This is a genomic window from Flexibacter flexilis DSM 6793, from assembly GCF_900112255.1.
GTDB lineage: Bacteria > Bacteroidota > Bacteroidia > Cytophagales > Flexibacteraceae > Flexibacter > Flexibacter flexilis.
Map to the genome: position 1 here is coordinate 192103 of NZ_FOLE01000007.1, position 26897 is coordinate 218999.

Here is a 26897-nt window from a genome sequence, read left to right on the forward strand (position 1 = left end):
TATAGTTTAAAATGGTTAATTTCCTAAAACTGAAGCAGCAGCTTTTACAGTTGAGTCTGCCGCAGGAGCAGCAGCCGTAGCCGAATCAGCAGCAGGAGCTGCTGGGGCTGGCGGAGCAACAGGGTACATTGCTTGTGCTTTTTCTTTCAATTTAGTTGGCATCAAAGCCATCAAGTCAGGATTTTTCTTCACAAAAGATTCTTGCGAAGCAAACCATTTCTCGTATTCTTCTGGTTCGTCCACTACAATTTTGAAACGCATACCGAAGTGGCCGTTTCCGCAAATTTCAGTACAAGCCAATTCGTAGTTAAATTCTGGGTTACCAGTTTCTGCACGCATATCGCTTGTCGATTTGTCAGGCGTAAACATGAAGTACGTTGGCATACCTGGGACAGCATCCATTTTCACACGAAAGTGTGGCATAAATACGCTGTGTAATACGTCGCGTGCGCGAATTTTCAAAAGCACTGATTTACCTTTTGGAAGGTGAATTTCTTGTGGAAGGAAGTCATCAAGAACAGCCTCGTTAGAAGCGTCTGTGAAATCCATACCCATTTGGTTGGTAGCATCAATAGTACGGAAATTGTGTTTACCCAATTTGCCGTCTTTACCTGGGTAGCGAACTAACCAGTTAAATTGTTTGCCCATAATCTCCAAATTTACATCTGCTTTGGCAGGGTCGTAAGTAGTGATTTCAGACCAAACTTTCCAGCCCGAAAATACCAACATTGCCAAAACGATAGCAGGGATTACAGTCCAAGCCAACTCCAATTTGTGGTTGTCTGGATAAAAACGTGCTCTTGCTCCTTCTTTGTATTGATATTTGAAAGAGAAGAAAAATAATAGTACGTGAACTCCCACAAAAGCCACAAGGGTAACACCCATTGTAAGCCAAAATAAGAAGTCCGTTTTACGACCATGAATAGAGGCCGCTTCAGGCAAAAAATACTCACGTGCGCTCACATAAGACCATGCAAAAAGAGCAAAGCCCACAAATAAGAAAACAAAAAGAGCCGCAGCATTTAATTGATTGCTGAGGCCTGCACGTTTCTTATTACTTCCGCGTAGCACATCTACCAAAGATTGTACCCGCATAAGCAAAAAAGTTATTGCTAACACAAGGATACCTCCAAGGACGAAGATAGTAGTGTTCATAGAAGAATTACGTTTAAATGATTAAATTTTGTGATTTTTGACTTTAATATAATTAAAATCAAACCTTCAAGGCAATCGTTTGGAGAAACTCCGACCAATTGCTTGAAGGTTTGACAATATTACAAAAACTCTATTATGTATCCAAGTGAATACTTTCTTCGAGCATTGGGTGATTTTTGGCCACCAACGGTGCTTTAGAAATAGTCGTAGAGATTACATAAATGAAAAGACTTGCAAAGAACAATATTCCACCGAATTCTACGAAACCAAAACCGCTATGCTCTTTCAACATACCTGGCATCATCATCATGTAGAAATCTAACCAGTGACCGATAAGGATTGCAATCGCAACGATTTTCAAGAAAATAGTTTTGCGTTTTGCATCGCGCGTCATCAAAGTCAAGAATGGGAACAAGAAGTTGATTACGATATTGAAGAAGAACAAACCAGTATAGTGTCCGTTGAAACCATCACGACGCTCAATGAAGTAGATTGCTTCTTCAGGAATGTTCGCGTAGTAGATAAGTAGGAATTGAGCGAACCACAAGTAAGTCCAGAATACACTGAACGCAAACATGAATTTACCCAAATCGTGCAAATGGTTTTCGTTGATATGACGCAAATAACCACGTTCTTTCAACAAAATAGTAGCCAAAGTAATGGTAGCCAAACCAGATACGAACCAGCTTGCGAACATATACCAAGCAAACAACGTGCTGTACCAGTGAGGGTCTATAGACATTACCCAGTCCCAAGCCGAAATTGAAGAACTAACCGCGAAGATTACCAAGAATACCGCCGAAAGTGTAATCAATTTATTATAGTGTGAGAAATCACCTTTAGCAGCATTGTCTTCTTTCAAAGATTCTTTACGAATCAAAGTGAACATCAAATACCAAAGACCGAAGAAAGCAACCATACGGATAAGGTAGAAAGGCGTATTCAAGAAACCTTTTTTACCGTCCAAAATAGCGTCATATTCTGGGTTAGGCGTTTTACCATCTGCCAAGAATTTTTCGTAAAGGTCGTGGTGTGTCCAGTGGAACAAGTCGTGGCCACCAACTAAGAAAGTAACCAAAAGAACCACAAAAGTAACAGGCAAGAAAGACGCAAATGCCTCAGGCACACGCTTTAATCCAGCAGACCAGCCAGCCCACGCAGCGTATTGGAACGCTACGAAGAACAAACCAATCACAGAAATACCCGTGAAAAACACGCCGTTGAGCCAAAGGTTAGCCCAAACACGTGACATCCAGTTGAAGGCATGGTGGCCACCTTCAGCAGCCGCATGATGACCTTCGGCAGGAGCTGCATGATGCTCTCCTACACCCATAGCCAACATTACAATACCCAAAATGAACATTAATAAGCCAACGCCAACTCCGAGAAGGACTCTTTTCTTGCCCTCACTCGAAAATTCATAGCGTTCATCTAAATTGATGTCGTGGTGGTGATGTGAACCCATATTATTACAAATAAGTTAAATCGTTAAATGAGAAACAGTAACTATTGCTTTTGTAGTTGTTGTACGTAAAGCACGATTTTCCAACGGTCATCTGGAGCGATTTGCGAACCGTGAGGCCACATACGTCCTTTGCCGTGTGTAATAGTGTGGAAAATATGTCCTTCCGAAAGGGTTGCATAACGACCAGCGTTGTAGCCAGCAGGCACACCTTTGTACATCGGAGCAACTTTTCCGTCGCCTTTACCTTCCGCACCATGACATGGAGAACAGAAGTTTGTGAACAACACTTTACCTGCTTCCAAGTTAGCGTCTGTTTTCTCAAGTGGGTTTTTCAACACACGAGCAGCGTAATCAATGCTATCAGCAGGAATGTTATAAACCATGATGTCTTTTGCCAATTCTGTACGAGGCGTTCCAGCGAAGAAACGACGAGGTACAGTGCCTTTTACAGGCTTACGCATGTTCATGTGCGAATTCATTGGCGCAACATTATAACGGTCAGAGTTATAATCTTCGGTTGAAGAGTCCACGATTTGTGTCATTGGCTCATAAGCAATCGAGTTATACATCTGTGGCGCAAATTCCAAACCTGGGTCGTTAGGGTCATTTTTGCATGAAGCAAGCAAACCCACAGACAAGGTGGTTGTTACTAACAAGTATTTTTTAATCAAATTCATCGGTCAGAAAATTTAATGCCCTTATTCAGAAACTTCTTTTAAATGTACTTCTGAAGCACCAGCCGCTTTCAACAAGTCTGCAACTTGGTCGAAGCTGAAGTTTTTGTTTTTGTCCAAATCAACGGCCAAAACAAATTTGTCATCAGAAGCACGTGCGTCCAATACCATTTTCTTAGAACCAGGTCCTAATTTGCTGGCAACAAAGAATGTACCCACCATACCCAAAGCAGCAAAAAGTACTGTTGCTTCAAACGAAATAGGTACGAAATCTGGAGGCGCAACGTGTGGCTTACCACCGATGTTCATCGGCCAGTCATAGCCCAAAGTCAAAGTTTGCAACAACACGGCACAAGTAGTACCAGTTGCACCAAACATAAAGGCAGCGATAGGCAAACGTGAACGTTTGTAACCCAAAGCGTCATCTATACCGTGAATAGGGAAAGGAGAATATACTTCATGCACTTTTACTCCTTCGGCACGTACTTTTCTAACTGCGGCAATTGTTACCTCATCGTCATCGTACACGCCTATTACAAATTTTTTTGTAGCTGACATATCTGTAAATATTCTTTGTCTAAGGTTTGTAATTATTAATGATGAGCGTGTTCGCCTGGCTTACGCTCCGACGAGGACTTCACAATCGATTTAACTTCAGCCATGTTGATTACTGGCAAGAACTTCGCAAATAAGAAGAACAAAGTGAAGAACAAACCGAATGAGAATACATAATCACCAATATCGAAAAGAGTTGGTGAGAACATTGCCCAGCTCGATGGCAAGTAATCGCGGTGCAACGAGGTTACGATAATTACGAAACGCTCGAACCACATACCAATATTTACCACGATAGACAAAATAAATGTCAAAGGAATATTTGTACGAACTTTCTTGAACCAGAACAATTGAGGAGAAATTACGTTACAAGTCATCATTGACCAGTAAGCCCACCAGTAAGGACCGAACGCACGGTTAATGAACGCATATCTTTCGTACTGAACGCCTGAATACCAAGCGATAAAGAACTCTGTGATATACGCCACACCTACGATGGAACCTGTAAGCATGATAATTTTGTTCATTGATTCGATGTGCGCCATCGTGATGTAGTCTTCCAATTTGAAAGTTACACGCGTAACCAACATAAGGGTAAGTACCATCGCGAAGCCTGAGAAAATCGCACCAGCAACGAAGTAAGGAGGGAAGATAGTCGTGTGCCAACCAGGGATAACTGATGTAGCAAAGTCCATACTAACGATTGTGTGTACAGAAAGTACAAGAGGTGTAGAAAGGCCAGCCAAAATTAAGCTAACTGCCTCATAACGAGACCAATCTTTAGCACCACCATTCCAGCCGAAGCTCAAAAGGCCATAAACAACGCGAGAAACACCAGTCGCACGGTCGCGGATTGTAGCAAGGTCAGGAATAAGACCAATGAACCAGAATACAACCGAAACAGTAAGATATGTACTAATCGCGAACACGTCCCATACAAGAGGTGAGTTAAAGTTTACCCACAAAGAACCATAGGTGTTGCCCAGTGGTAAAGCCCAATAAGCCAACCAAGGACGACCCATGTGCAAAAGAATGAAGCTGGCCGCGCACAATACCGCGAAAATTGTCATCGCTTCAGCAGCACGGTTGATAGAAGTTCTCCACTTCTGACGGAAAAGCAACAATACCGCAGAAATAAGTGTACCCGCGTGACCGATACCTACCCACCATACGAAGTTGGTAATATCCCATGCCCAACCTACTGTTTTATTCAGACCCCAAACACCCAAACCTATCCACCAAGTAGATAGTACGGCGTAAGTGCCAATACCCAATACAATCAACGATAGCGTCAAGGCCAGCATCCACAACTTAGTTGGCTTGCCTTCCACCTGTCTGCAAATATCGTCGGTTACGTCTTTTATCGTCTTACCCCCGGTTACTAAGGGTTCTCTTACGGGTGAAGTAACTTGCATATTTTTATTTTTTTAAAAAAGTTGATATAAAAGAAGATTCTACCTAAGGCATTTGGGGTAGGAGAGTGGCAGATTTGCGCCAACCACTCTCATTTCCCAAACTTATGTTATGCGTTATTTCTTACTTTAGCCAAATAACTAACAGAAGGCTTCACGTTGATTTCAGAGAGCATTTGGTATGCACGCTCTTTTTCTTCGGCTGCCAACGCTAAAGAGATTTTGCTCTTCTCGTCGTTCATATCACCGAAGATAATCGCTTGTGAAGGACATGACTGAGCACAAGCCACTTGAATCTCTCCATCTACAGGACGGCGACCTTCTTTTTTCGCATTAAGTTTGCCTTCTTGGATTCTTTGAATACACATAGAGCATTTCTCCATCACACCGCGTGAACGAACTGTTACGTCTGGGTTCAATACCATACGTCCCAAATCGCTGTTCGCTGGGTTAGTTGGGAATTTATCTGCGTTTTGTGGATAGCTGAACCAGTTGAAACGACGAACTTTGAATGGACAGTTATTTGCGCAATAACGAGTACCGAAACAACGGTTATATGCCATTTGGTTAAGACCTTCAGTGCTGTGCATTGTAGCCGCTACAGGACATACTGTTTCACATGGAGCATTGTTACAGTGCTGACACATAACAGGTTGGAACACCACTTGAGGGTTTTCGGCTGCTACTTCCAAGCCTGCGAAGTCTCCAGCAGGAGCATCACTGCTATAGTAACGGTCGATACGAATCCAGTGCATTTCGCGACGGTTCAACACCTCTTGTTTACCAACTACTGGTACGTTGTTTTCTGCTTGGCAACCAATTACGCAAGAGCCACAACCCGTACAAGTATTTAGGTCAATTACAAGACCCCAAGCGTGGTTCGGACGCTCATGTTTGTTCCACAACGAAAGTTCAGTAGCTGGTACTTTACCTTCCGCAGTAGTAATCATTTGCATATAGCGTGAAGCTGCTGGATCTTTTTTGTATTCGCCTAATGTAGTTTCTTGAATAACTGTTTCGCGGGCCATTACAGTGTGGTGTGTTTGCACGTGTGCCACATAAGCCACTTCTGTACTTGGTTCAAATGTTGCGCCACCCAAAACAGCATATTGCAACGAACCATTTTTAAGGCTAACTACAGGGTAAACATCGAAGCCTACACCAGCAGCTGCTTTACCGCTCACTTTACGGCCATAACCCAAAGCAACAGCAACAGTATTTGCTTCCAAACCTGGTTGTACCATTACGGCACCCTCAATAGTTTTTCCACCTGCAACTACTTTACCTTTTACGGTTTTGCCTTCAACTACTTTAATGCCATGTTTAGAGGCAAGTGATTGAGAAATAACAATGTAGTTATCCCAACAAGCACGCGTAACTGGGTCAGGGAACTCTTGCAACCAAGGGTTATTTGCTTGCGAACCAGAACCCATGCCGATTTTTTCGTACACCACTACGTCCATACCCGAAGCATTAGACTTGTATGTTTGGTTTACAGCCGTAGCAGCAGAACCCAAGTCAGCAGAGAATGTAACAGCAACTGGCGTAGAAGGTGTTACAGTTCCTTTACGGATACTGCGACCCACTTCAAACACGCCATCGTGTAAGCTATAATTCCAGAATTCTTGGAAAGTAAGATATTCACTTTGTTGAGTGAATACATTTTTCTTCCAGAAATCTTTCAAATAAGAATAAGCGTCTTTTTTCACGCCAGCCCAAGCCAAAAGGCTTTCTTGTACCTGACGAGTTTTGAAAATTGGAGAAATTGTTGGCTGAATAAGGCTATAGAATCCTTTTTTAGGTTCAGCATCGCTCCAAGACTCAAGGAAATGGCTATCTGGACAAACGAAATCAACCAAAGAAACATTTTTGCTGCTATCGCTTTCGTCGAAAGTGCTAAATGTTGTTTCGTCTGGACGGTCTGCAAACGATACTTTCAATCTTACTTTAGGCAAAGCCGCTTTCAATTCGCCACCTTGTGGATAATCGTAAACAGGATTTGCACCATAGAAGAATACAGCAGACACAGAGCCAGCTTTTACTTCTTCTACGAAAGCAGCCATCGACTCATCATTACCTTGTTTTTGGTAAGAAGGTGTTGACAAATCAATAGTAGTACCGTAGTTACCCAACAAATAGTTGATACCATTTACAAGCAACTGAACGTTTGCGTCATTAGAACCAGACACAACCAAAGATTGACCTTTAGCCGCTACAAGTGCTTTAGCAGCAGCATCCAAGTTCTTTTGGTTCTTAATGCCTGTTAGCTCAAATGTAGGCTGTCCAACAGCAGAAGCCACACTATTATAAAGTGCTGCAACCACCAAACCTTCTTCGCTTGGGCGAATAGGAGTGCGGAAATCCGCGTTAGCACCTGTAAGTGACATATTCGACTCAAATACATAAAGAGCCGACATATCTTTTTTATCTTTTGCCAAACGACGGTTTGTCGCAAATTGTGCGCTGTATTCTACTGGAGAAATCCAAGTACCTAAGAAGTCTGCACCAACACTTACGATTACCGAAGCTTTACCAAAAGCATAAGAAGGAACAGCCTCTACACCAAAAGCAGTTTTATTGGCTTTCGTAATACCGTAAGCAGAAACAGCGTCATATACAACGTGCTTAGTGCTTGGATATTTAGCTGTAAATTCAGCAATTACTTGCTTAGTAGAAGGACTAATTACTGAGTGCGAAACCAAACGGATAGCACCACCTGCAGCAGCGATTTCCGAAAGTTCAGCAGCAATTTTAGCATCTACGTCTTCCCAAGTAGTTGGTTTGCCTTTTGCCAATGGGCCTTTGAAACGAGTTGTATCGTAAAGGCTTAGGACAGAGGCCTGAACACGGGCAGAAGTACCGCCTTGTGTTACAGAAGAAAGTTTATTGCCTTCAATTTTGATAGGACGGCCTTCGCGTGTTTTAACCAACACACTGCAATAGTCACCACCATCAACAAAAGACGACGCATACCAGTTGGCTACGGTTGGGTCTATGTCTTCAGGCTTATTTAGATAAGGGATAGCTTTGCGCACAGGAGCTTCGCAAGCAGCAAGCGAAACAGCAGCAAGGCTAAAACCCATTAGTTTCAAAAAGTCGCGGCGATGAGTACCCTGATTTTCGAGGTCGTTGCCTGAGTTTTCGCTGATTGGTAAAAATTCAGGAAACTCTTGCGCGGCATTCTTGACAAACTCTGGCTCGTTAGTCAGTTCTTCTATGCCTCTCCAATATGTTTTAGTATTTTCAGCCATATTAATTTTATTGTTAGAATCTCATTTACAAAATGCAAGAATATGCGCGACTCGCATCGCGCACTTATATTATTAGTAGTGGCACTTAGAACATTCCAAACCACCAATGTTTTCAACTTTCATTGGTTCTTTGCTCTTCTTAGCGTGCATTGCCACTAATTTATCGTAGTAAGCATTACCTTCCGCTTTCACTACTGTTTCGCGGTGGCAATTGATACACCAACCCATTGTCAATGAAGAGTGTTGTTGTACAACTTCCATGTCTTGAATGTTACCATGACAAGTTTGGCATTCTACACCACCAACTTTCGTGTGTTGTGAGTGATTGAAGTAAGCCAAATCAGGAAGATTGTGAACACGTACCCATTCAATAGGTCTGTTTTTCTCTACGGCAGAATACAACTTCTTGATTTCAGGAGATTCTGTTTTAATTGAGTTGTGACAGTTCAAACAAATGTTTACAGAAGGAATACTTGCAGATTTTGCTTTATAAACACCTGTGTGACAGTAGTTACAGTTGATTTCGTACATACCAGCGTGCAACTTGTGCGAGAACGCGATTGGCTGACGTGGTGCATAACCTTGGTGAATACCAACGCTATATACTTTATCATAACCTGCTTTAGCAATCATTATGAAGAAAACGAAACCAACAGCCGCTTTGAACGCTACGCTACCAAAGAATTTGTCAAAGCCTAATGTTTGGCTAATCACTTCTTTGTCGTCTTCGTCCAAACCTTCAGTGTTGCTGTTCAAGTATTTGGTAAGAACGCTTACAAGTAAGCCCAACACTACCAATACTAAGAACAATACGAGCACCAATGCCGCTAATACATAAGTAATAACGCCGTTGTCAGCAGGAGCAGCTTCTTTAGCAGCACCTTCTGCACCCGCAGCATCTGTTTTTTTCTCCTCTACTTTCGCAGGAGGATTTTTGATGTAGGCGATTACAGCCTTAATTTCATCATCTTTCAAGAAGTCATGGTTTGGCATGAATTGCTTGTACTTGTCGTACAAACCTTTCGCATACGCATTTCCTCCTTCAATTGTTTTTTGAGGATACTTAATGAAATTAAGTATCGCTGCTTCAGACGGCCAACGCTTAGTCGCGTCGCGGAGAGCTGGCCCCACTACCACCTCATCGATGGCGTGGCATTGCTTACAGTTGGCATCAAACACTGCAGTCCCCTTTTCTATCTGGGCTGCATCTGGTGCTTGGGCATAGGCCTGCGTCGAGAGCGCAAGACTTGACACACCAAATACCAAGGCAAGCAAATAGGTTTTGAATCGGTTGTAATGGCTACACATTGCTGTCATGGTTTTATTCATAATATAAAATTTGCTTTTAACAGTGGCCACAAATGTAAGCTGCGATTGCTATTATTCAAATATCAAAAATCAGGCATTTTCACTTTTTTTAGCAAAAGGAAAAGTTTATTATTTTTATAAATATCTGATAAGCAAACGCTTGCATATTTGGCAAAATAGACTCCTCTTATTTAGAATTGTTTTAAATTATACTTTCGGTTGATTTTTGAAATAAAAAATGAACTTTACTAAGTCTATGACACTAATTCTTGCAACAATTGAGCCATTCCGTTGGTGGCTTTAGCGGCAATTGTGTGCAGTTTTGGCCTGCTTCGAAGCGTCGGAATATGCGGGTCTATCACATAAATTTCGGCCGCCGAACTTACCTCATCTACCAAGCCTGCGGCTGGATAAACCTGCAAAGACGTGCCCACCACCACCAATATATCAGCTTGTCGGACATAGGCGGCCGCCTCTTCCAATTTCGGAACGGCCTCTCCAAACCACACAATATGCGGACGCAATTGGCTTCCTTTTTCGCACTTGTCGCCCAGCGAAAGTTCCCAACCGCTGATGTCATAAACTAACTTAGGGTCATAGGTGCTGCGCGACTTGAACAGCTCGCCGTGCAAATGCACAACGTGCTTTGAGCCTGCCTTCTCGTGCAAGTTGTCCACATTCTGCGTTACAATGGTTACGTCATAATTTTTCTCCAACTCCACACACGCGAAATGAGCGGCGTTAGGCTCTGCCACCAAAGCAGCCTTACGGCGTTGGTTGTAAAAATCAAGCACCAAAGCAGGGTCTTTGCGCCAAGCCTGCGGCGTTGCTACATCTTCGATGCGATAGCCTTCCCACAGCCCACCAGCATCCCGAAACGTAGCCAAACCACTTTCGGCACTAATGCCCGCACCCGTCAGAATCACTATTTTCTTTTTCATTTTTCAGATAGTTAAACTGATTCTGTAAGCGTCAAAAAGCCCCGAAAATCCTTAAAATAAAGTGATTTCGGGGCTTTTTGATTTATTTATCCAAGAATTAAACTAATTCTTTTTTCAACACTTTAAGCATGGTTTCGCCGATGTGTGCAGGAGAATCTACTACGAAAATACCACACTCACGCATGATACGCATTTTAGCAGCAGCCGTGTCATCAGCACCACCGATGATAGCACCCGCGTGACCCATACGACGGCCAGGAGGCGCTGTTTGGCCAGCTATAAAGCCTACTACAGGTTTTGTACCGTTTTCTTTAATCCAACGAGCCGCTTCCGCTTCCATGCCACCGCCGATTTCGCCAATCATTACGATGCCTTCAGTTTCTGGGTCGTTCATCAAAAGTTCAACAGCTTCTTTAGTAGTTGTACCAATGATTGGGTCGCCACCGATACCGATAGCCGTAGATTGTCCCAAACCTACTTTAGAAAGTTGATCAACCGCTTCGTAAGTAAGTGTACCAGATTTTGATACGATACCAATTTTACCTTTTTTGAAGATAAAACCAGGCATGATACCTACTTTACATTCTTCAGCAGTCATTACACCTGGGCAGTTAGGGCCAATCAAACGCACGTTTTTGCCTTTCAAATATTCTTTGGCATAAATCATGTCTTTAGTTGGGATACCTTCTGTAATACAAACGATTACGCCAATACCCGCGTCAGCAGCTTCCATGATAGCATCAGCAGCAAATGCTGGTGGTACGAAAATGATAGAAACGTCTGCGCCAGTAGCAACAACCGCTTCTTTTACAGTATTGAAAACAGGAAGTTCTAAATGCGTAGAACCACCTTTGCCAGGCGTTACACCACCTACTACGTTTGTACCATAATCAACCATTTGGCCTGCATGGAACGAACCTTCAGAGCCTGTGAAGCCTTGCACAATTACTTTAGAATTTTTATTTACTAAAACGCTCATAATAAATAGTTTATATTTTAAGAAGACATGAGAATGCTACAAAACAGTTGTGAAATAAACATAGTAATATTATTTCGGCAACGGTTGCACAAAAATAACAGAATTAAAATCTGTTCCAAATGACGAAACGGCCATTTTGTAAAAAAACAACAATTTGCGTAGGATAAAAAGAAGGTAATATACGTATGCACAATCAAGGAATACGACATAAAAAAAGCCCTCTAAATGTAGGGGGCTTTTCTAGGAATATATAAACAGGTGTATGAATAAATTTGTGTATTCTAATAGTAGATACGCTCTACAAAAATTAAGTAACCACCCAACTGAAAAAAAAATATAATTTTTTTTGGTTGAGCTACTCACACCTATTTAAAATGCTGTATTATAGAAAGTAAGGCAAAGAAAAAATCCCTGCCTTACATTTTTTTAATGATTATTCAGCAATAACAATGCGGCGAGTGCTTACAGCCTTGCCATCAACACTTGTCATTTTCACTACATACAAGCCAGCAGACAAATGCGCTACATTCAATGTGGTAGCACCTTCAATATTTGTTTGCATTACTACTTGGCCTGCTGCATTGATAAGAGAAACCACTTGTTTAGTAGTTGTTTCTGGCGCAATGTGCAACACCGAAGTAGCTGGACTTGGGTAAACTTGCAAGTTTTCTTTGATGCTTGGTTTGGTAGCTACAAGCAATTCAATATCAGCATCGCGACGTGGATACACTTGGTAACCAGCTGTATATGGGTTTGAGTTATCAAACTGATAAGAAATACCTGTCAATTTGAATGCACCTACAGGGCGAGCCAACGTAACACCAGCATCTGCATCTACACGAATATCCACTGAATCTGTGGTCGATGCACCTACATAAGCACGAGCCGTAAAGCTGCTTGTTGCTGGGCTTGTCCATGGAGATGCTGCCGTTAGTGTCAAACTTTCAAAATGCACTAATTTTGCTTCTGTGGCTTCACTTAACATTGTTACTACTTGTGGCGCGTACAACGGACGAGCTGTTGCCAACACAGATACCGTATCTACTACGATTTCTGTCAAACCATTGTATTGAGTTACTACGCCATGCGCACGAACAGAATCGCCTTCTGTTACTGTATATGGAGCAGAAGCAAGAGCAGATGATTTAAACACAATAACACTACCAGTATAATCAGAAATTGCAAACTCAAGACCCGCTGGGCGGAAGTTTGGAGAATGTACAACACCTGTTACTACTACCGTTTTGTTCAAAGAATCAGCTACACCGCTTGCATTTACACCACGCAAAGAGCCGATTGTGCGGTAAAGTGAAGGAGCAGCAGTTGAGCCAGACGTACCGTTTGCTGTAATAGTTGCAGTTGCTGAGGTTGCACCTGTACTTGCGGCTGTCAAGGTTGCTGTAATAGCCCCCGCCACTGTCGGCGCAAATTTTACAAACACTTTACCAGATACGCTACCAGAAGCAGGCGTAAACGGTACATTTGCCACAGCCGAGAAATTAGCACTATCTGCCGAAAGTTCTACTCCAGCACTAACACTCACATTTACAACATCTGTAAGGTTAGAACCTGTTACTTTCACGCCTTTGATAACAGTAGAACCAACTGTTACGTTGCCAAATGCAACGGTAGTTGGTGCTACCACCACAGTTGGCGAAGAAGCAAGCAACTGAATATCAGCATCGCGACGTGGATACACTTGGTAACCAGCTGTATATGGGTTTGAGTTATCAAACTGATAAGAAATACCTGTCAATTTGAATGCACCTACAGGGCGAGCCAACGTAACACCAGCATCTGCATCTACACGAATATCCACTGAATCTGTGGTCGATGCACCTACATAAGCACGAGCCGTAAAGCTGCTTGTTGCTGGGCTTGTCCATGGAGATGCTGCCGTTAGTGTCAAACTTTCAAAATGCACTAATTTTGCTTCTGTGGCTTCACTTAACATCGTTACTACTTGTGGCGCGTACAACGGACGAGCTGTTGCCAACACAGATACCGTATCTACTACAATTTCTATCAAACCATTGTATTGAGTTACTACGCCATGCGCACGAACAGAATCGCCTTCTGTTACTGTATATGGAGCAGAAGCAAGAGCAGATGATTTAAACACAATAACACTACCAGTATAATCAGCAATTGCAAACTCAAGACCCGCTGGGCGGAAGTTTGGAGAATGTACAATACCTGTTACTACTACCGTTTTGTTCAAAGAATCAGCTACACCGCTTGCATTTACACCACGCAAAGAGCCGATAGTCCGGTACAATGGATTAGCAGAAGGAGTAACAGCATCAACACCATTAGCTGTAATTGTTGCCATAACATCAGCAGCACCTGTACTTGTAGCCATAAGCATTGAAGTAACAGAACCTACTGCCGTTGGCGCAAATTTTACGAACACTTTACCAGATACGCTACCAGAAGCAGGCGTAAACGGTACATTTGCCACAGCCGAGAAATTAACACTATCTGCCGAAAGCTCTACACCAGCACTAACACTCACGTTCACTACGTCTGTAAGGTTAGAGCCTGTTACTTTCACGCCTTTGATAACAGTAGAACCAACTGTTACGTTGCCAAATGCAACGGTTGCAGGTACAACCATTACCACAGGAACAGGTGTACCTGCTTGTACAAATGCACCAAATACACGTACACTATCCACACGCCAAGTACCTGCAGTAGCTTCTGCCGCGTAACCAAACAAGCGAACACCAACGCTATCAGAGATATTAGCAAATGTAGAACCTGTAAATTCTGTTTTTTGGTTTATGCGTGTATTCGTATTATCCTCAACTGTAAATTCTTTTACAGCCGTAGCATAGCTATCAAGGCTTGTATAAACAGCCCATTTGGTGATACCAGTGCCAGAACGTCTTTCATTTAGTACAAGGCTATCCAAACGAAATACATAACCAGCCGCAGGTTTTACCGAAAATTGATAATAATCACCATCGTTTTTAGATACATCGGTTGTCCAATCAGAAGAAGTGAATGTACCTACTGAGCCAGGAGAAGCTGGTTTATTAATGCCAGGTCCACGATAAAAAGCACTAAATGAACCATTGGCAGGTTGCGCATCGGCAGGCCATGAGTCTGTAGAGTTATTATTACCCGCAAAGCCATATCCTCCCAATGGTTGAGCAATCGCATCTACTTGCATCAGGCTCACCAATGTAAGAGCCAATGCAACTAATGAAGTTTTTTGAAGAAATTGAAACATAAAATAATATTTACCGTTTGTAAATAATTGATATAGAATTGGCACAAATTTAATAAGAAGGCCAATACGTTACGGCGAGTGCAGATTATTATTTTGTTATTTCTACCAACTAAAAAACACAACCGTTTCTAGTTGTGTTTTTTACAATATTTAACACTGTAATTATACTAACGTTTTGCTTTTTTAATTTCTTCCAAAACCGCTGCACCACCTGCTGCCAGTACAGTTTGCGCCACAGCCACACCCAATTCTGCGGCTTGCAATGGCGTTGTAACCGTATTAAGTTGCTGGTGTTGTATCAATTCTTTGCCATCCAAAGAAATTACTCCACCGTGCAACGCAATATTTTCAGCATTTTCCCAACGCGCCAAACCAAAAACAGGCACACTGCAACCGCCTTGCATTCTATTCAAAAAGGCACGTTCGGCCAACAAGCAAAGTTCCGTAGCAGCATGATTACAGAGGCGGCGAACCGCTTCTTTTTTCTCTGGGGCTAAATTTTTGGCCGATTCAATCGCTACGCTTCCTTGCCCAACGGCTGGTGTAAATTCTGCCAACGGCAAAAGACGCACGATGCGTTCATCGTATTTCATGCGATGCACGCCCGCAAACGCCAACAAAAGCGCGTTGCAATGTCCGTCAGCTAATTTTTTGAAACGCGTTTGCAGATTACCGCGAGCTTCAACTAATTGTATATGAGGAAAATAACGGCGCATCATGGCCACACGGCGCGTAGAAGATGTCCCCACAACCAACGGTTTAGAAGTGTCTTCCAACGTAAAATCTTTGTCGAAACTCACAACCACATCGTTTACCGTTTCGCGTTCGGTGAAGGCCAACACTTCAAAATCTTCGTGCAAATCAGATTGCAAATCTTTGGCACTGTGTACGGCAATGTCTATGCTTCCGTCGCGCAACTGGTCTTCCAATTCTTCCGTAAAAACGCCTTTGCTGCCAATTTTGGCAAGGCTAACGTCCAGAATCTTATCGCCTTTGGTTTCAATAATCACAATCTCGGTTTCAAGACCGCCCTCGCGCAAAACTTGCTCAATATAATAGGCTTGCCACAAAGCCAATTGGCTTCCGCGCGTGCCGATGCGTATTTTCATTTTTATCAAATATTTATAAAGAAAAAAGAGCCTTCAAGCTCTTATAACATTGATTTACAATAAGTTTAAAGAACTTCTGCCGAAATTCCACGCTGACAAATAGCATTGCGCATAGCGGCCAACTCATTAAACTCGCCGTGCTTTACCGTGCATTTACCTTTGTAATGAATCAGAATTGTGCATTGTTCGGCTTGTTCGGGCGTATGCCGACACACTTTTATAAGCGTTTCGATGACGTGGTCAAAGGTATTGACATCATCATTAAAAACCACCAAATCATAATTTTCCTCTTCCAGCTCGCCTGTCAGTAGGTCGTGTTCTTCTTTCCAAATCGGATTCATAGGCACAAAATATGTGAAGATTTACAACACACAAATATACTATCCTTATCAGGCATTTACAAAAACAAAAAGCCACCTAACAAAAGTTAGATGGCTTTTCAGACAAAAGAGCAGAAGCTATAATTTATTATTTTTTAACTTTCAAAACCATGCGTTCAAACAGCATATAGCTATCCAAGCCGTTAAGTTCTTTTAGTTCTTGTGGTTTCATTCCGAAACGTGTTGCGATTGAGTACATTGTATCGCCTTCGCGCACCACATAAGTAGAACCATCAGTAGAGGCCTCTGCATCGCCGTGACGTTTTACTTTCAATTTTTGGCCAACATTGATTTGGTTTGAGTTCAAACCATTCAAATCCATCAACTCATCTACGGTCATACCGTACATACGCGAGATAGAGAACAATGTATTTTGTGGCTCAACTGTGTAAAGTTCTTCTCCGTCAGACAATGGGCCAGCCGAACTTGCAGAAGCACCACCGCTTGTTTTAGAAGATGCACCTTTAAATTTCTTGCTTGATTCTACCATCGAAACAGGAGCAACTACGCCTTCTTCACCAATACGACGCACGCGCAATGGTTTGTACGCTTGCAACTCATCAGAATCTAGGTTGTTCAAAGCCTTCAACTCATCTGCCGTCATACCAAATTGTTTAGCTACTTGGTTTATAGAGGCTTTGTTTGGCTGCACCACATAAGCCATCGTTGTTGCTTTGTAGCCTGGGCCACCTACGATATAAAATTCTACGCGGCGATTCAATTGGCGACCTACAATATTATTGTTAGAAACCATTGGCTTGCTCGAACCCAAAGCGTTTACCACAAGGCGTGTGTTGTCAAGGCCTTTTTGCGTCAAATAGTTTTTGGCGGCCTCTCCACGTTGTTGCGAAATTTGTTGGTTCACATCGCTGCTACCTACGTTATCGGTGTTCGCATTGATTTCGATTTGTACCTCTGGGTATTGGTTAGCATATTCAAACAAATCATCCAATACTTTGGTAGCCTCTGGGCGCAAATCAGCTTTAGCAAAATCAAAGTAAATATTTTCGAACAATGTAGTAGAAGACTTTTGTTTAGAGCCTTTTACTTTTACATTTTTAACATTGTATTTACCCTTTTTAGTAACTTTTGCGTTTTTCTCGTCAGCCACAGCCACCGTCAAATCTTGGTCGGCAGCTAAGTTATCCATACGGAATTTACCATCGTTATTGGTTTCTGTCGTTTTAACCGTTTTACCAGAGCTATCTTGTAAAGCTACAGTTACGTCTGAGGCAGGTTGCTGTGTATTGGCATCCACCAACGTCCCTTCCACCGAAACGCTTTGATAACCAGCAATTCCCAAAGAATCTTTAGCGATAGCAGCAATAACAGAGTTTCCTTTCGTTGTAATTTTATACAAATAAATATCGTCTTGGCCTATGCCGCCTTCGCGGTTAGAAGACAAGTAGCCATACTTTTCGCCTAACACAAAGTAAAAGTCATCACGATTGGAGTTGAATGGCAAACCAGCATTTTGAACTTTAGAGAAAGCCTCACCCGAAGCCATAAACACGTCCAATCCACCAAAACCTTCGTGGCCGTTAGAGGCGAAGAAAAGTGTGTGTTCTGGTGCGTAGTAGCATGGCGACATATCAATATAAGGCGTGTTTACGGCAGCCAAGTTTACGGCAGTGCCCCAATTTTCGCCAGTTTTGGCATCTCCGCCGCTTTGCAACACAGAGTACCAAATATCATTCATGCCTTTGCCCCCTGGACGCACCGAAACAAAGAAAAGCGTATCGCCTAACGCATTAAGCGCAGGTTGTTTGCTCGAATAGCTTGGTGCGTTTACGTTAGCGTTCAAAGCCACAGGTTTTTGCCATTTGCCATCTTTTTTTACCGAAAGAAAAATTTGGCAAACTTCTCCAGCACAAGAAGTATAATAATATTTTGTTTTATCTTTAGAGAAAACACCAGCACCATCATTTTCGATAGTGTTCAGGTCGTCAAAGTTATCAGAGGCTTTATTTGGACTCCAAACACCATTGTTCAACACAAAGCGGAAGTTATCGCTAAACACGCCACCCATACGCGGGTCTTTTTCACCGCCTTTAGCACCAGGGCGAGCAGATGTAAGCACGATAGAGGAGTCATTCTCATAAATAGCAGGTGCGTAATCCGAATAATCCGAGTTTACAGGACGGCTCAACACTTTAAATTCGTAGTCACGTTGTGGTTTTTTCATTTCGATCAAAGCCACATCACAACCTTTTTGCTCCAACTTTGCGTGTTCTAACATTACTTTATCCTCGTCGTTGGCAGGCTGGAACGTAGAAGTAAAACCCTCAAAAACAGGCTTAGCTTCTTCGTATTTGCCATTAGTTTTGAGCATGCTCGCATACCAGAATGAAGACAAAGGAAATTCTTTCGCAGCAGACGAAGTAGCTACTTTGCCGTAGGCCTTTTCTGCTTTATTGTAATCAAAGTACGCACGATATGCATCACCTAAGCGATATGCCGCATAAAAATCGTTAGGATCATCTTTGAGGGCTTTATTATAATATTCTGCGGCTAAATAATACTCCTCGTTATCATAATATCGGTCGCCAATTTTTGCGCCAGATGATATTTTTCTTTTGGTTTTAGACGCTGCTGTTTTTTTACTCTTACTACCTTTTTTCTGTGCCAATGCAGGTTGGGCACCTAACATCCCCACTACGCCTAGCACCAAAAATGCGTACAAAAATCGCTTCATAACTCCTTGTTTACTTTTGATAGAACAAAATAAATAGACTCCTTTTTTTTGGAGAGCCAAAATTATTCATTTTTCAGATGCAATGTATATTAAAGCATAAATAAATACACATTTTTTTGCAAAATCTTACACCAAGCATAAAATATGAAGCTTACACGTATAAAAGAACATTACTATAACCAACTAATTATCAAGAAACAAACCCAAATATCCCATAAAAAAGCACGTTTCCTTTTATAACAAAGACTATTCAAGCCTTAATCTGATTCTAACCATGCAGATACTGCAATTGTATGGCATAAAGCATTATATTGCAGCCTTTAGCCAGAATCCGTAGGTTCTAAATAAAATAGTTTTGAAACGCACACTTATTGTTATTTGTACCTTATTATTGTTTTATTGTCTGACAGAACGACACACTTTTGCCCAAACACTTACATTCAAGCATTATAACCGAGCCTCTGGGCTTTCCAGCGACTATATCTTTAATATTTATCAAGACAGCAAAGGTTATATTTGGTTTGCAACTGACAACGGCGTATCTCGTTATAATGGACAATATTTTGACCGATACAGCACCAACGAAGGCTTATCGGCCAACTTAGTATATCATGTTTTGGAAGACAACGCAGGGCAAATTTGGTTTGGAACATATGAGGGCGGAGCAAGCATTTTGAAAGACGGGAAGATTGCTCAATACACGCGTAAAAATAGCCCACAATGCAACATAACGATTATGAATATTGCTCAAGACAATCTAGGCAATATTTACCTAAATGGGGACTCTGGAGTGGCCATCTTGCAAACAAATCACCAATGGCTTCGTATCAAAAATGGTAGCACCACACATAATTCAACCTTACTTAATACTAGCCAACAACAACCCGTACTTGCATCATTGGGCAACGACCTATACGCAATTTATCTTCTTGACAACCAAAAATATCATATCAAACAGATTTCTAAGCCATCCCACGGAAGCTTTAGCAGTGCCCAATTTTATGCCATATCCCCAAATGAATACTGGGTTCGTTGCCACAGTGGCCTGAAAAAAATTAAACTTGTGGGCGATTCATTACAAGTAAAATCAATCTCCAATGAGTGGCTTACAGGGATTGCCATTTTGCCAGACAAATCCATTATCACTAGCCCAAATTTGAGCGGAACGCTTCATCATTACAGCCCCGACGGAAAACTGCTGCGCGATTGGAACACAAACTACACACTATCGGCCATCTGTAGCGACTACGAGGGCAATATCTGGCTTGGGACTTTTGGTAAAGGTGTACTCAAAGTATCTGCGCAACATTTTTTGAATCAACCCGCCGACCAACTCCCGATACAAACCATTTGGCAAGATGCCCAGAAGCGTGTTTGGGTTGGTTCGCAAACCAATTTCTGGTTGATGAAAGACACAGCAGTGGCTTGGTATAGCCGCAACTCTGACTACTTTCATATTCGCGGCTTCGCACAAAACGCAGATAATCAATACTTTTATGGGACACTAAGCCAAATGTATGGCGGCATTCCTTTTGAGCGAATGCACGACGACAACTTGGCCATTCCACACCAACGCATAAGCTCTGGCATGTCGGATATATTGCGCCACCCAAACGGCGATATTTGGGTAAGTACTTACGGGTCAGGTATTTCTATTTTTGATAAAAACGGAAATAAAAAACAAGTAATTGAACGAAGTAACGGTTTGGTTAGCAATATGATAGAAGGCATGGAGGTTTGCAGAAACGGAACGGTTTGGGCTTATTCGCGCACCGATGGTTTAAGCAAAATTCAGGGAAACAAGATTGAAAATTTTACTTCCAAAAACGGACTACCTGCCAACGATGTGGGTTGCGTGTATGGCGATTCTACTACGCACAATTGGGTTTGGATAGGAACGAGCAAAGGAATTATCAAACTTAGCCCCGAAGGAAAAGTACAAAAAATAAAGCCCAACAATTTTGAACCAGAAGGCCGCATCATCAACATTTTTACAGACAAATACGGGCAACTCTTTTTCCTTTCCGAACACAGACTTTACAAGTGGGAGCAAGGTCAAATCCGCAAAGCAGGTTCGTTTTTACTTTTACCAAAATCAAATATTAGTATCAATACCGCCCACTACGACCCACAGCACAACTGGCTATACATTGGCTCAACGGAAGGGCTATATATTTTGTCTTTGGATAATTTTAAATTCAATAACATTCCTCCAAAAGTCTGTATTGAGTCTTTGCAGGCCAACGAACTGGTTTTTAAAAATCCTAAAAGCACCATCGAACTCAAACATTATCAGCACAATATCAAAATCAATTACGCGGCATTGAGCTTCATAGACGAGGCGCAAATCCGTTATCGCTACATTTTAAGTTCCGAAGAGCAACCCGACAACGACACAGTTTACACCCAAAACCACAGCATCGAGTTAAGGTCTTTGGCTTGGGGAAAATACACTTTTTGGGTAGAAGCCATAAACCCCGACGGCGTGGCCTCCGCGCCTAAAGCATTGGTTAAGTTTCGGATACAACCGCCCATTTGGGCTACATGGTGGTTTCGGTTAATTATCAGCCTGATTTTGGTGGGCATTGTTGGCGGCGTGGTACGCTATTTTTCTAACCGAAAATTAAAGAAAAAATTGGCGGCTTTAGAGCTGCAACATCGCCTACAAATCGAACGCGAACGCATTTCGCGCGACCTGCACGACAACGTAGGTTCGCAGCTCACCTACATTATTTCAAGTTTGGATTTGAGCAACCGCAGACCCGACGCAGACATTACGCCCAAAGAAAAACAACGCCTTTCGTCGCTGGCGCAATCGGCTCGCCAAACCATGAGCAATTTGCGGGAAGCCATCTGGATTTTACAAAAAGATGCCACCAGTATCGAAGAGTTTACCAACAAGCTCCAACGCTATGTGCAACAACAAATTAGCACACAACCACAACTTTCGGCACGCTTTGAATTTGAAATACAAAATTGTCCTGATTTGAGTCCCGTGCAAGCCTTACATTTGTTCCGAATAGGGCAGGAGGCCGTAAACAATGCCGTGAAATATGCGGAAGCAACCTTGCTAACCATTCGTTTGGAGCGGGAAGGAAATATACTTTGGTTTAGCATTACCGACAACGGAAAAGGCTTGCCCGAAGATACTAACCCCGAAGGTTATGGGCTACGCAATATGCGCCAACGCGCCCAAGAAATGAACGGACGTTGCGTGATTCGCAACAACGAAAACGACGGTACGCTCGTACAAGTAAGTGTACCCCTATAAAAACTTTGAGCGGTGTGTACACTGTACACTACCGCTCAAAGATCTTTCAACCAGCTATGGAAAAGAAACGCGACTAAATATTAGTGTTTGTTTCTGTTACAAAAGTATAGCATAACGCCACGCTGGCAAAGTACTATTCGACCAACCTATTTGATTCTTCGACAAACAAGACTATTTCTTGTACAAACAGGAATATAAAGCCTCCCTTTTATGCAAGAAAAGGCTTTTTTGTCCTATAAATTAGCCCCGATTACTCGCAGATTCTTTTTTCATTACCATTTCTGTAAGGCGCAAAGCCTGCGGAATAATCAGAAATGCCGCCACATACGCAATTGGCAACATGGTAGTCCAAACGCCAAAAAATTTGCTTACCCAACCGTCCACAAAACCATAATTGCGGCCAATACCCACCAAAGCCATAATAAACGTCATTGGTACAACCACGAAAAATGTACTCACATATCTGAAGTATTTGCGATTCATAGCGATTTTATATTATTGATTTTAAGACAATTAACTTATTTACACTGGCCTTTCCATCCAAAGCCTGTATTATATGTTTCGATAAAAAATTAATTTCTACATTAATTCAATATCTACATTTTACCAACAAGAATTGTTCAATTTTAATCATACAAATATCACAGGTTTTCACTTTTTATTGTCGTGCAATCCACAAGATTTACTTTTTCTTGGATTTATTGGCGCGCGCCCACCAAATCATGAAACCCGTAAGCGGCAAAGATGCACATATCGCACTGGCTACGAAAGCCAAGATTTTGCCCCAAATCCCCAGAATCGCCCCAACGTGAATATCATAATTGGCCGTTACGAGCTTTTCCCCAAAGTTTTTGTCTTCGTGGCGGCGTTCTTTGAGCAATTTGCCTGTGTAACGGTCGTATTCCAACGAATGACTGTGATAATAAAGTCCGTCTTTTTGCTGCACATAAACCCCAATGACAGAAGCGGTGTCTTCGGGAGCTGCTGGCCGAATCTGGAAACCATTGGCCGTGGCGTGGCGTGTACGCGTTGTTTGAGCAGCAATATCTAAAGCATTGACGGCAGTCGTGGCAGGGTTAAATACGGATTTGGCTGGTGTAAAATCTGGCGGCGTAACCGACAGCGATGCCACCACATACACCAGCATTTGCACCCACTGAAACGCCCAAACCAAGCCCGTTACGGCCAAAATCGTAGCGATAGAACCCGCATAAAAACCTAACACGTTGTGCAAATCGTAGTTTTTGCGTCGCCATTGGGTCGTATTTTTCCACTGAAAACCCAAACGTTGTTTGCGTGCCGCTTTATTTTTTGGCCACCAAAGCACCAAACCCGACAGCAGCAACACCACAAACGCAAGTGTTGCGTAGCCTACAATGGGTTGCCCATAGCGCGTTTCGAGCAACAAACTCCAATGCAACATTTTAACCACATGAAAAAAGTCTGTTTCCTCGTCATAAATCCGCAAAATCTGGCCTGTATAGGGATTTACATAAATGGCTTTGTAATAAATAATATGGCTGAAATATGTAACGGCCTCTTCGTCTTCTTTGAAGGTATAAAACACCCAACTTTTGTCGGGGGCGTTGTAAATATTAACCCAAGAAAGTTGCTCTTCTTTGCCAATTTTTTGTTGTGTATTTTCCCACAAAATACTGGTAGGCAACATTTTGCCTTCGGGCTGAACGTACATCACGTCTTTGCGCTGCGCGTTGGTTATCTCTTCGCTAAAAGCAAAAATACAACCCGTGATAGCCACCACAAACACAATAAGGCCAGAGGCCAGCCCCAACCACAAATGAACCTTTCCTACGATTTTTTTAAACGTGCTTTTATTTTTCATAAACAATTGAAAAACAGAAAATTGTCCCTTGTGCTACTGTTGCCAGCAAGCCAAAGGGACAATTTATGGTAAAAGATGATTTTAACTAAAATTAAAACTTATAAGCAAGGCTCAAAGAGAAGCTACGCAAGCGTTGCGGCGTAATGGTTGACCAACCCGAATAATATTTTTTGTTAGCCAAATTGTCGGCTTTGAGCGTAAGGCCGAAGCGGTCGGCGTTGTAGCTCACCGATGCGTTGAGTACCGTGTAGCTTGGCAAATTAAATGTTCCAATGTTAGAACGGTTGAGGGTTGCATACTTGCTGCCATAATTCCCGCCAAAGCCCAAACCAAAACCTTTCAGGCTGCCTGCGGGAACGGTATAACTTGCCCAAAAATTTGCCAAGTTTTCAGGGCCAGCACTTTCAGGGCGCATCCCAACGTAGCCGCCAGTTTCATTATCTTTGGTTGTTTCGGCTTCGTTGTGCGAGAAACCAGCCACCAAACTCAAGCCGTCAGCAGGGTTGGCCACAATGCTTGCTTCAATGCCTTTGCTTTCTTGTTCAGCTCCTTGCGTTGCATTGTTCAGGTTGGCGGGATCGGTCATTACTTTGTTTTTTACCAAAATATTGTAATAACTCACCGTTGCCCAAACACGTTGTTGGTAAAGATTCGCTTTTACACCCGCTTCCCATTGATTGGCGTGCTCTGGGTCAAATTTTTTGAGACGTGGATTTGAGCCATCAATATCCGAAACTGTTTGTGGCGACACGTTTGAAAAACCGTTCATGTAGTTCGCAAAAACAGACAATTGGTCTTTAATTGGCTGATAAACAATACCAAATTTTGGGGAAATGGCCGCTTGGTCGTCGTCGGAATTGTGTTTTTCTCCTTCAAAATAATCAAAACGAGCACTTACCATCGCCGAAAGCGCAGGCGTAATGTTCACCACATCAGCTGCATAAGCACTGTAAGTTTCTTGGTTTATTTCCGAGTTGGCATAGCCTGCCGCTTTCAATACTTCATCTGCTCCCGACTCAGTCAGGTTGCCTGTACTTGTGCCGCTATTGATATTCACGCTGCCCAACGGTCTCCAGCCTGTGCTATTGTCTTTCACTTGCAGGTGCATATAATCCAAACCCACTACTACACGGTTACGCACATTGCCAAGCTGAAAATCGCCTAAGAAATTTTGCTGAATATTTGTCGCATTGGTTTGGCCATTTGCTTTAGAAATAGCACGTGTAAAATTATTGCCATCGCCCAAATCTCCTAGATACGAATAATATCCATTGGTTTGGGTATTGCTGCGAGAAAGAATACTTTGCGATGTCCATTGCTCCGACAATTTATAATGTGCTTGCGCCTGAATGCTGTATGTCGGATTTTTGATAGATAAGTTGTTTGTAGTGAATGAGTTTTTGTAATTTTTCTCAAAAACATCCATGCTGTTGTATTTGAGTGGCATGTTACGATTCAAAAACACCATTGGCGCATTGGCCGACTCTTTACTCAAAAGCTCCGTATTGATGTGAAATGTTAGTTTGTCCGAAGCCTTGTACGCGAATGAAGGTGCTACAAAAAACGATTTGGTAAAACCTGCATCTTGAAAACTGTTGGTGTAATGATACGCCGAATTGATGCGTAACAATGCTTTTTTAGCCGTGTCCAAAGGCGTATTGATGTCTGCCGTAAGGCGATTGAGGCCATAAGAACCTGTGATATAATTGATTTCGCCTCTGAAATTGTCGGTTGGTTTTTTCGTAACCACATTAATCAAACCGCCATACGAAATAAGGCTACTTCCGTAAAGTGCTCCCGACGGGCCTTTTACCACTTCGATAGTTTCCACGTTGGCGGGATCAAGGCCGCCGTTGTTGATTGCTGCCACGCCATTGGTTAGGGTTGGCTGTACCGAAAAGCCGCGCATAGCATAATATTCTGCACCGTCCGTACCGCGACCCGTTGACTCCCACAAACGCATCACGCCTGTTGCATTTTTAAGCGCGTCATTAAGATTAGTAATCACTTGGTCTTTCAGCAATTCATGTGAAATGCTGTTATACACTTGCGGGTTCTCAATGTTTTTGAGCGGCAACTTGGCAACTGTATTGCTGCTTTCGCGTGTAAACTTGTTGATTTTCTGTCCTTTAATCAAAATTTCGGAAAGTTGCTGCGCATTTTCGCTCAACACAATGGTAGGTAGCTCGACGGTTTGGCCAGCTTCTACGCTCACAGAAGTTTCTTTCGTATCTAGGCCAACAAATGAGGCTATGAGCGTATGCACACCCGCAGGTATATTCTTAATTTCAAACTGGCCTTTGCTGCCCACAATGGCACCATGTGCTGTGCCTTTGATGGCTACGTTCACGAATTGGGCGGCTTTGCCGTCGGTAGTTTGTACCGTTCCTTTGATGTTGCCTGTTTGTGCAATGGCGACGGAAGCGCACAACAACACAGACAAAATACTGAGTATGAGTTTGTTCATAATAGAAATATTGATAGTTGGTAAAAGTAATTTCTCAAATCGGCTGCAATATTATTATTTAGACTAAATCTAAACAAGCAATTTGAAAAGTATTTTAGAATTAGTCTAAATAAATACAAAGACTTAGGAAAATAATTTCAATATAAAAAATCAGGAT

At 42.4% G+C, this 26897-nt stretch carries 17 protein-coding genes; 1 reads left to right on the plus strand and 16 read right to left on the minus strand.

The features are described 5' to 3' along the window. Positions 1–15 precede the first annotated feature (15 nt). The 13 genes from BM090_RS12415 to BM090_RS12475 form a co-directional block, all read right to left on the minus strand. The gene (locus tag BM090_RS12415) at positions 16–1095 is read right to left on the minus strand and encodes a cytochrome c oxidase subunit II (protein ID WP_245756724.1); all 1080 of its coding nucleotides are present in this window, start codon (positions 1093–1095) and stop codon (positions 16–18) included. A 193-nt stretch (positions 1096–1288) separates the two neighbouring features. Then, positions 1289–2620 (minus strand): quinol:cytochrome C oxidoreductase, encoded by a 1332-nt coding sequence (locus tag BM090_RS12420; protein ID WP_091513400.1) that lies wholly within the window; start codon positions 2618–2620, stop codon positions 1289–1291. A gap of 41 nt (positions 2621–2661) precedes the next feature. Beyond that, positions 2662–3297 carry a c-type cytochrome gene (locus BM090_RS12425; RefSeq protein ID WP_091513404.1) on the minus strand — a complete coding sequence of 212 codons (636 nt, stop codon included), beginning with the start codon at positions 3295–3297 and terminating at the stop codon, positions 2662–2664. Between the two features lie 21 nt (positions 3298–3318). Next, positions 3319–3852 (minus strand): DUF3341 domain-containing protein, encoded by a 534-nt coding sequence (locus tag BM090_RS12430; protein WP_091513408.1) that lies wholly within the window; start codon positions 3850–3852, stop codon positions 3319–3321. A gap of 35 nt (positions 3853–3887) precedes the next feature. Next, positions 3888–5264, minus strand: a complete 1377-nt coding sequence (gene nrfD, locus BM090_RS12435) for an NrfD/PsrC family molybdoenzyme membrane anchor subunit (RefSeq protein WP_091513411.1) — start codon at positions 5262–5264, stop codon at positions 3888–3890. 107 nt (positions 5265–5371) lie between these two features. Further along, entirely contained in the window at positions 5372–8512 is a 3141-nt protein-coding gene (locus BM090_RS12440) for a TAT-variant-translocated molybdopterin oxidoreductase (RefSeq protein ID WP_091513413.1), read from the minus strand. Positions 8513–8584: 72 nt separating this feature from the next. Further along, positions 8585–9829, minus strand: a complete 1245-nt coding sequence (locus BM090_RS12445; protein ID WP_091513603.1) for a cytochrome c3 family protein — start codon at positions 9827–9829, stop codon at positions 8585–8587. Between the two features lie 245 nt (positions 9830–10074). Further along, entirely contained in the window at positions 10075–10761 is a 687-nt protein-coding gene (locus tag BM090_RS12450; RefSeq protein ID WP_091513416.1) for an SIR2 family NAD-dependent protein deacylase, read from the minus strand. 97 nt (positions 10762–10858) lie between these two features. Then, complete coding sequence (gene sucD, locus BM090_RS12455) at positions 10859–11740, minus strand: succinate--CoA ligase subunit alpha (protein WP_091513418.1); 882 nt, start codon at positions 11738–11740, stop codon at positions 10859–10861. 433 nt (positions 11741–12173) lie between these two features. Then, positions 12174–14975: a T9SS type A sorting domain-containing protein gene (locus BM090_RS12460; protein WP_091513420.1), complete on the minus strand. Its 2802-nt coding sequence runs from the start codon at positions 14973–14975 to the stop codon at positions 12174–12176. Between the two features lie 167 nt (positions 14976–15142). Beyond that, positions 15143–16084: a hydroxymethylbilane synthase gene (hemC, locus tag BM090_RS12465; protein WP_091513421.1), complete on the minus strand. Its 942-nt coding sequence runs from the start codon at positions 16082–16084 to the stop codon at positions 15143–15145. Between the two features lie 65 nt (positions 16085–16149). Then, positions 16150–16425: an ATP-dependent Clp protease adaptor ClpS gene (locus tag BM090_RS12470; RefSeq protein ID WP_091513425.1), complete on the minus strand. Its 276-nt coding sequence runs from the start codon at positions 16423–16425 to the stop codon at positions 16150–16152. 127 nt (positions 16426–16552) lie between these two features. Continuing rightward, entirely contained in the window at positions 16553–19159 is a 2607-nt protein-coding gene (locus BM090_RS12475) for a LysM peptidoglycan-binding domain-containing protein (protein WP_091513427.1), read from the minus strand. Positions 19160–19514: 355 nt separating this feature from the next. Here BM090_RS12475 and BM090_RS12480 point away from each other — a divergent pair, with 355 nt between their 5' ends. After that, positions 19515–22430: a sensor histidine kinase gene (locus tag BM090_RS12480; protein WP_091513430.1), complete on the plus strand. Its 2916-nt coding sequence runs from the start codon at positions 19515–19517 to the stop codon at positions 22428–22430. 240 nt (positions 22431–22670) lie between these two features. Here BM090_RS12480 and BM090_RS12485 read toward each other — a convergent pair whose 3' ends face one another. The 3 genes from BM090_RS12485 to BM090_RS12495 all read right to left on the minus strand — a co-directional run bounded on the left by BM090_RS12485 (position 22671) and on the right by BM090_RS12495 (position 26740). Next, entirely contained in the window at positions 22671–22913 is a 243-nt protein-coding gene (locus BM090_RS12485) for a DUF2798 domain-containing protein (protein ID WP_091513432.1), read from the minus strand. A gap of 199 nt (positions 22914–23112) precedes the next feature. After that, complete coding sequence (locus BM090_RS12490; protein ID WP_091513435.1) at positions 23113–24273, minus strand: PepSY-associated TM helix domain-containing protein; 1161 nt, start codon at positions 24271–24273, stop codon at positions 23113–23115. A gap of 91 nt (positions 24274–24364) precedes the next feature. Beyond that, positions 24365–26740, minus strand: a complete 2376-nt coding sequence (locus BM090_RS12495; protein ID WP_091513438.1) for a TonB-dependent receptor — start codon at positions 26738–26740, stop codon at positions 24365–24367. Positions 26741–26897 lie beyond the last annotated feature (157 nt).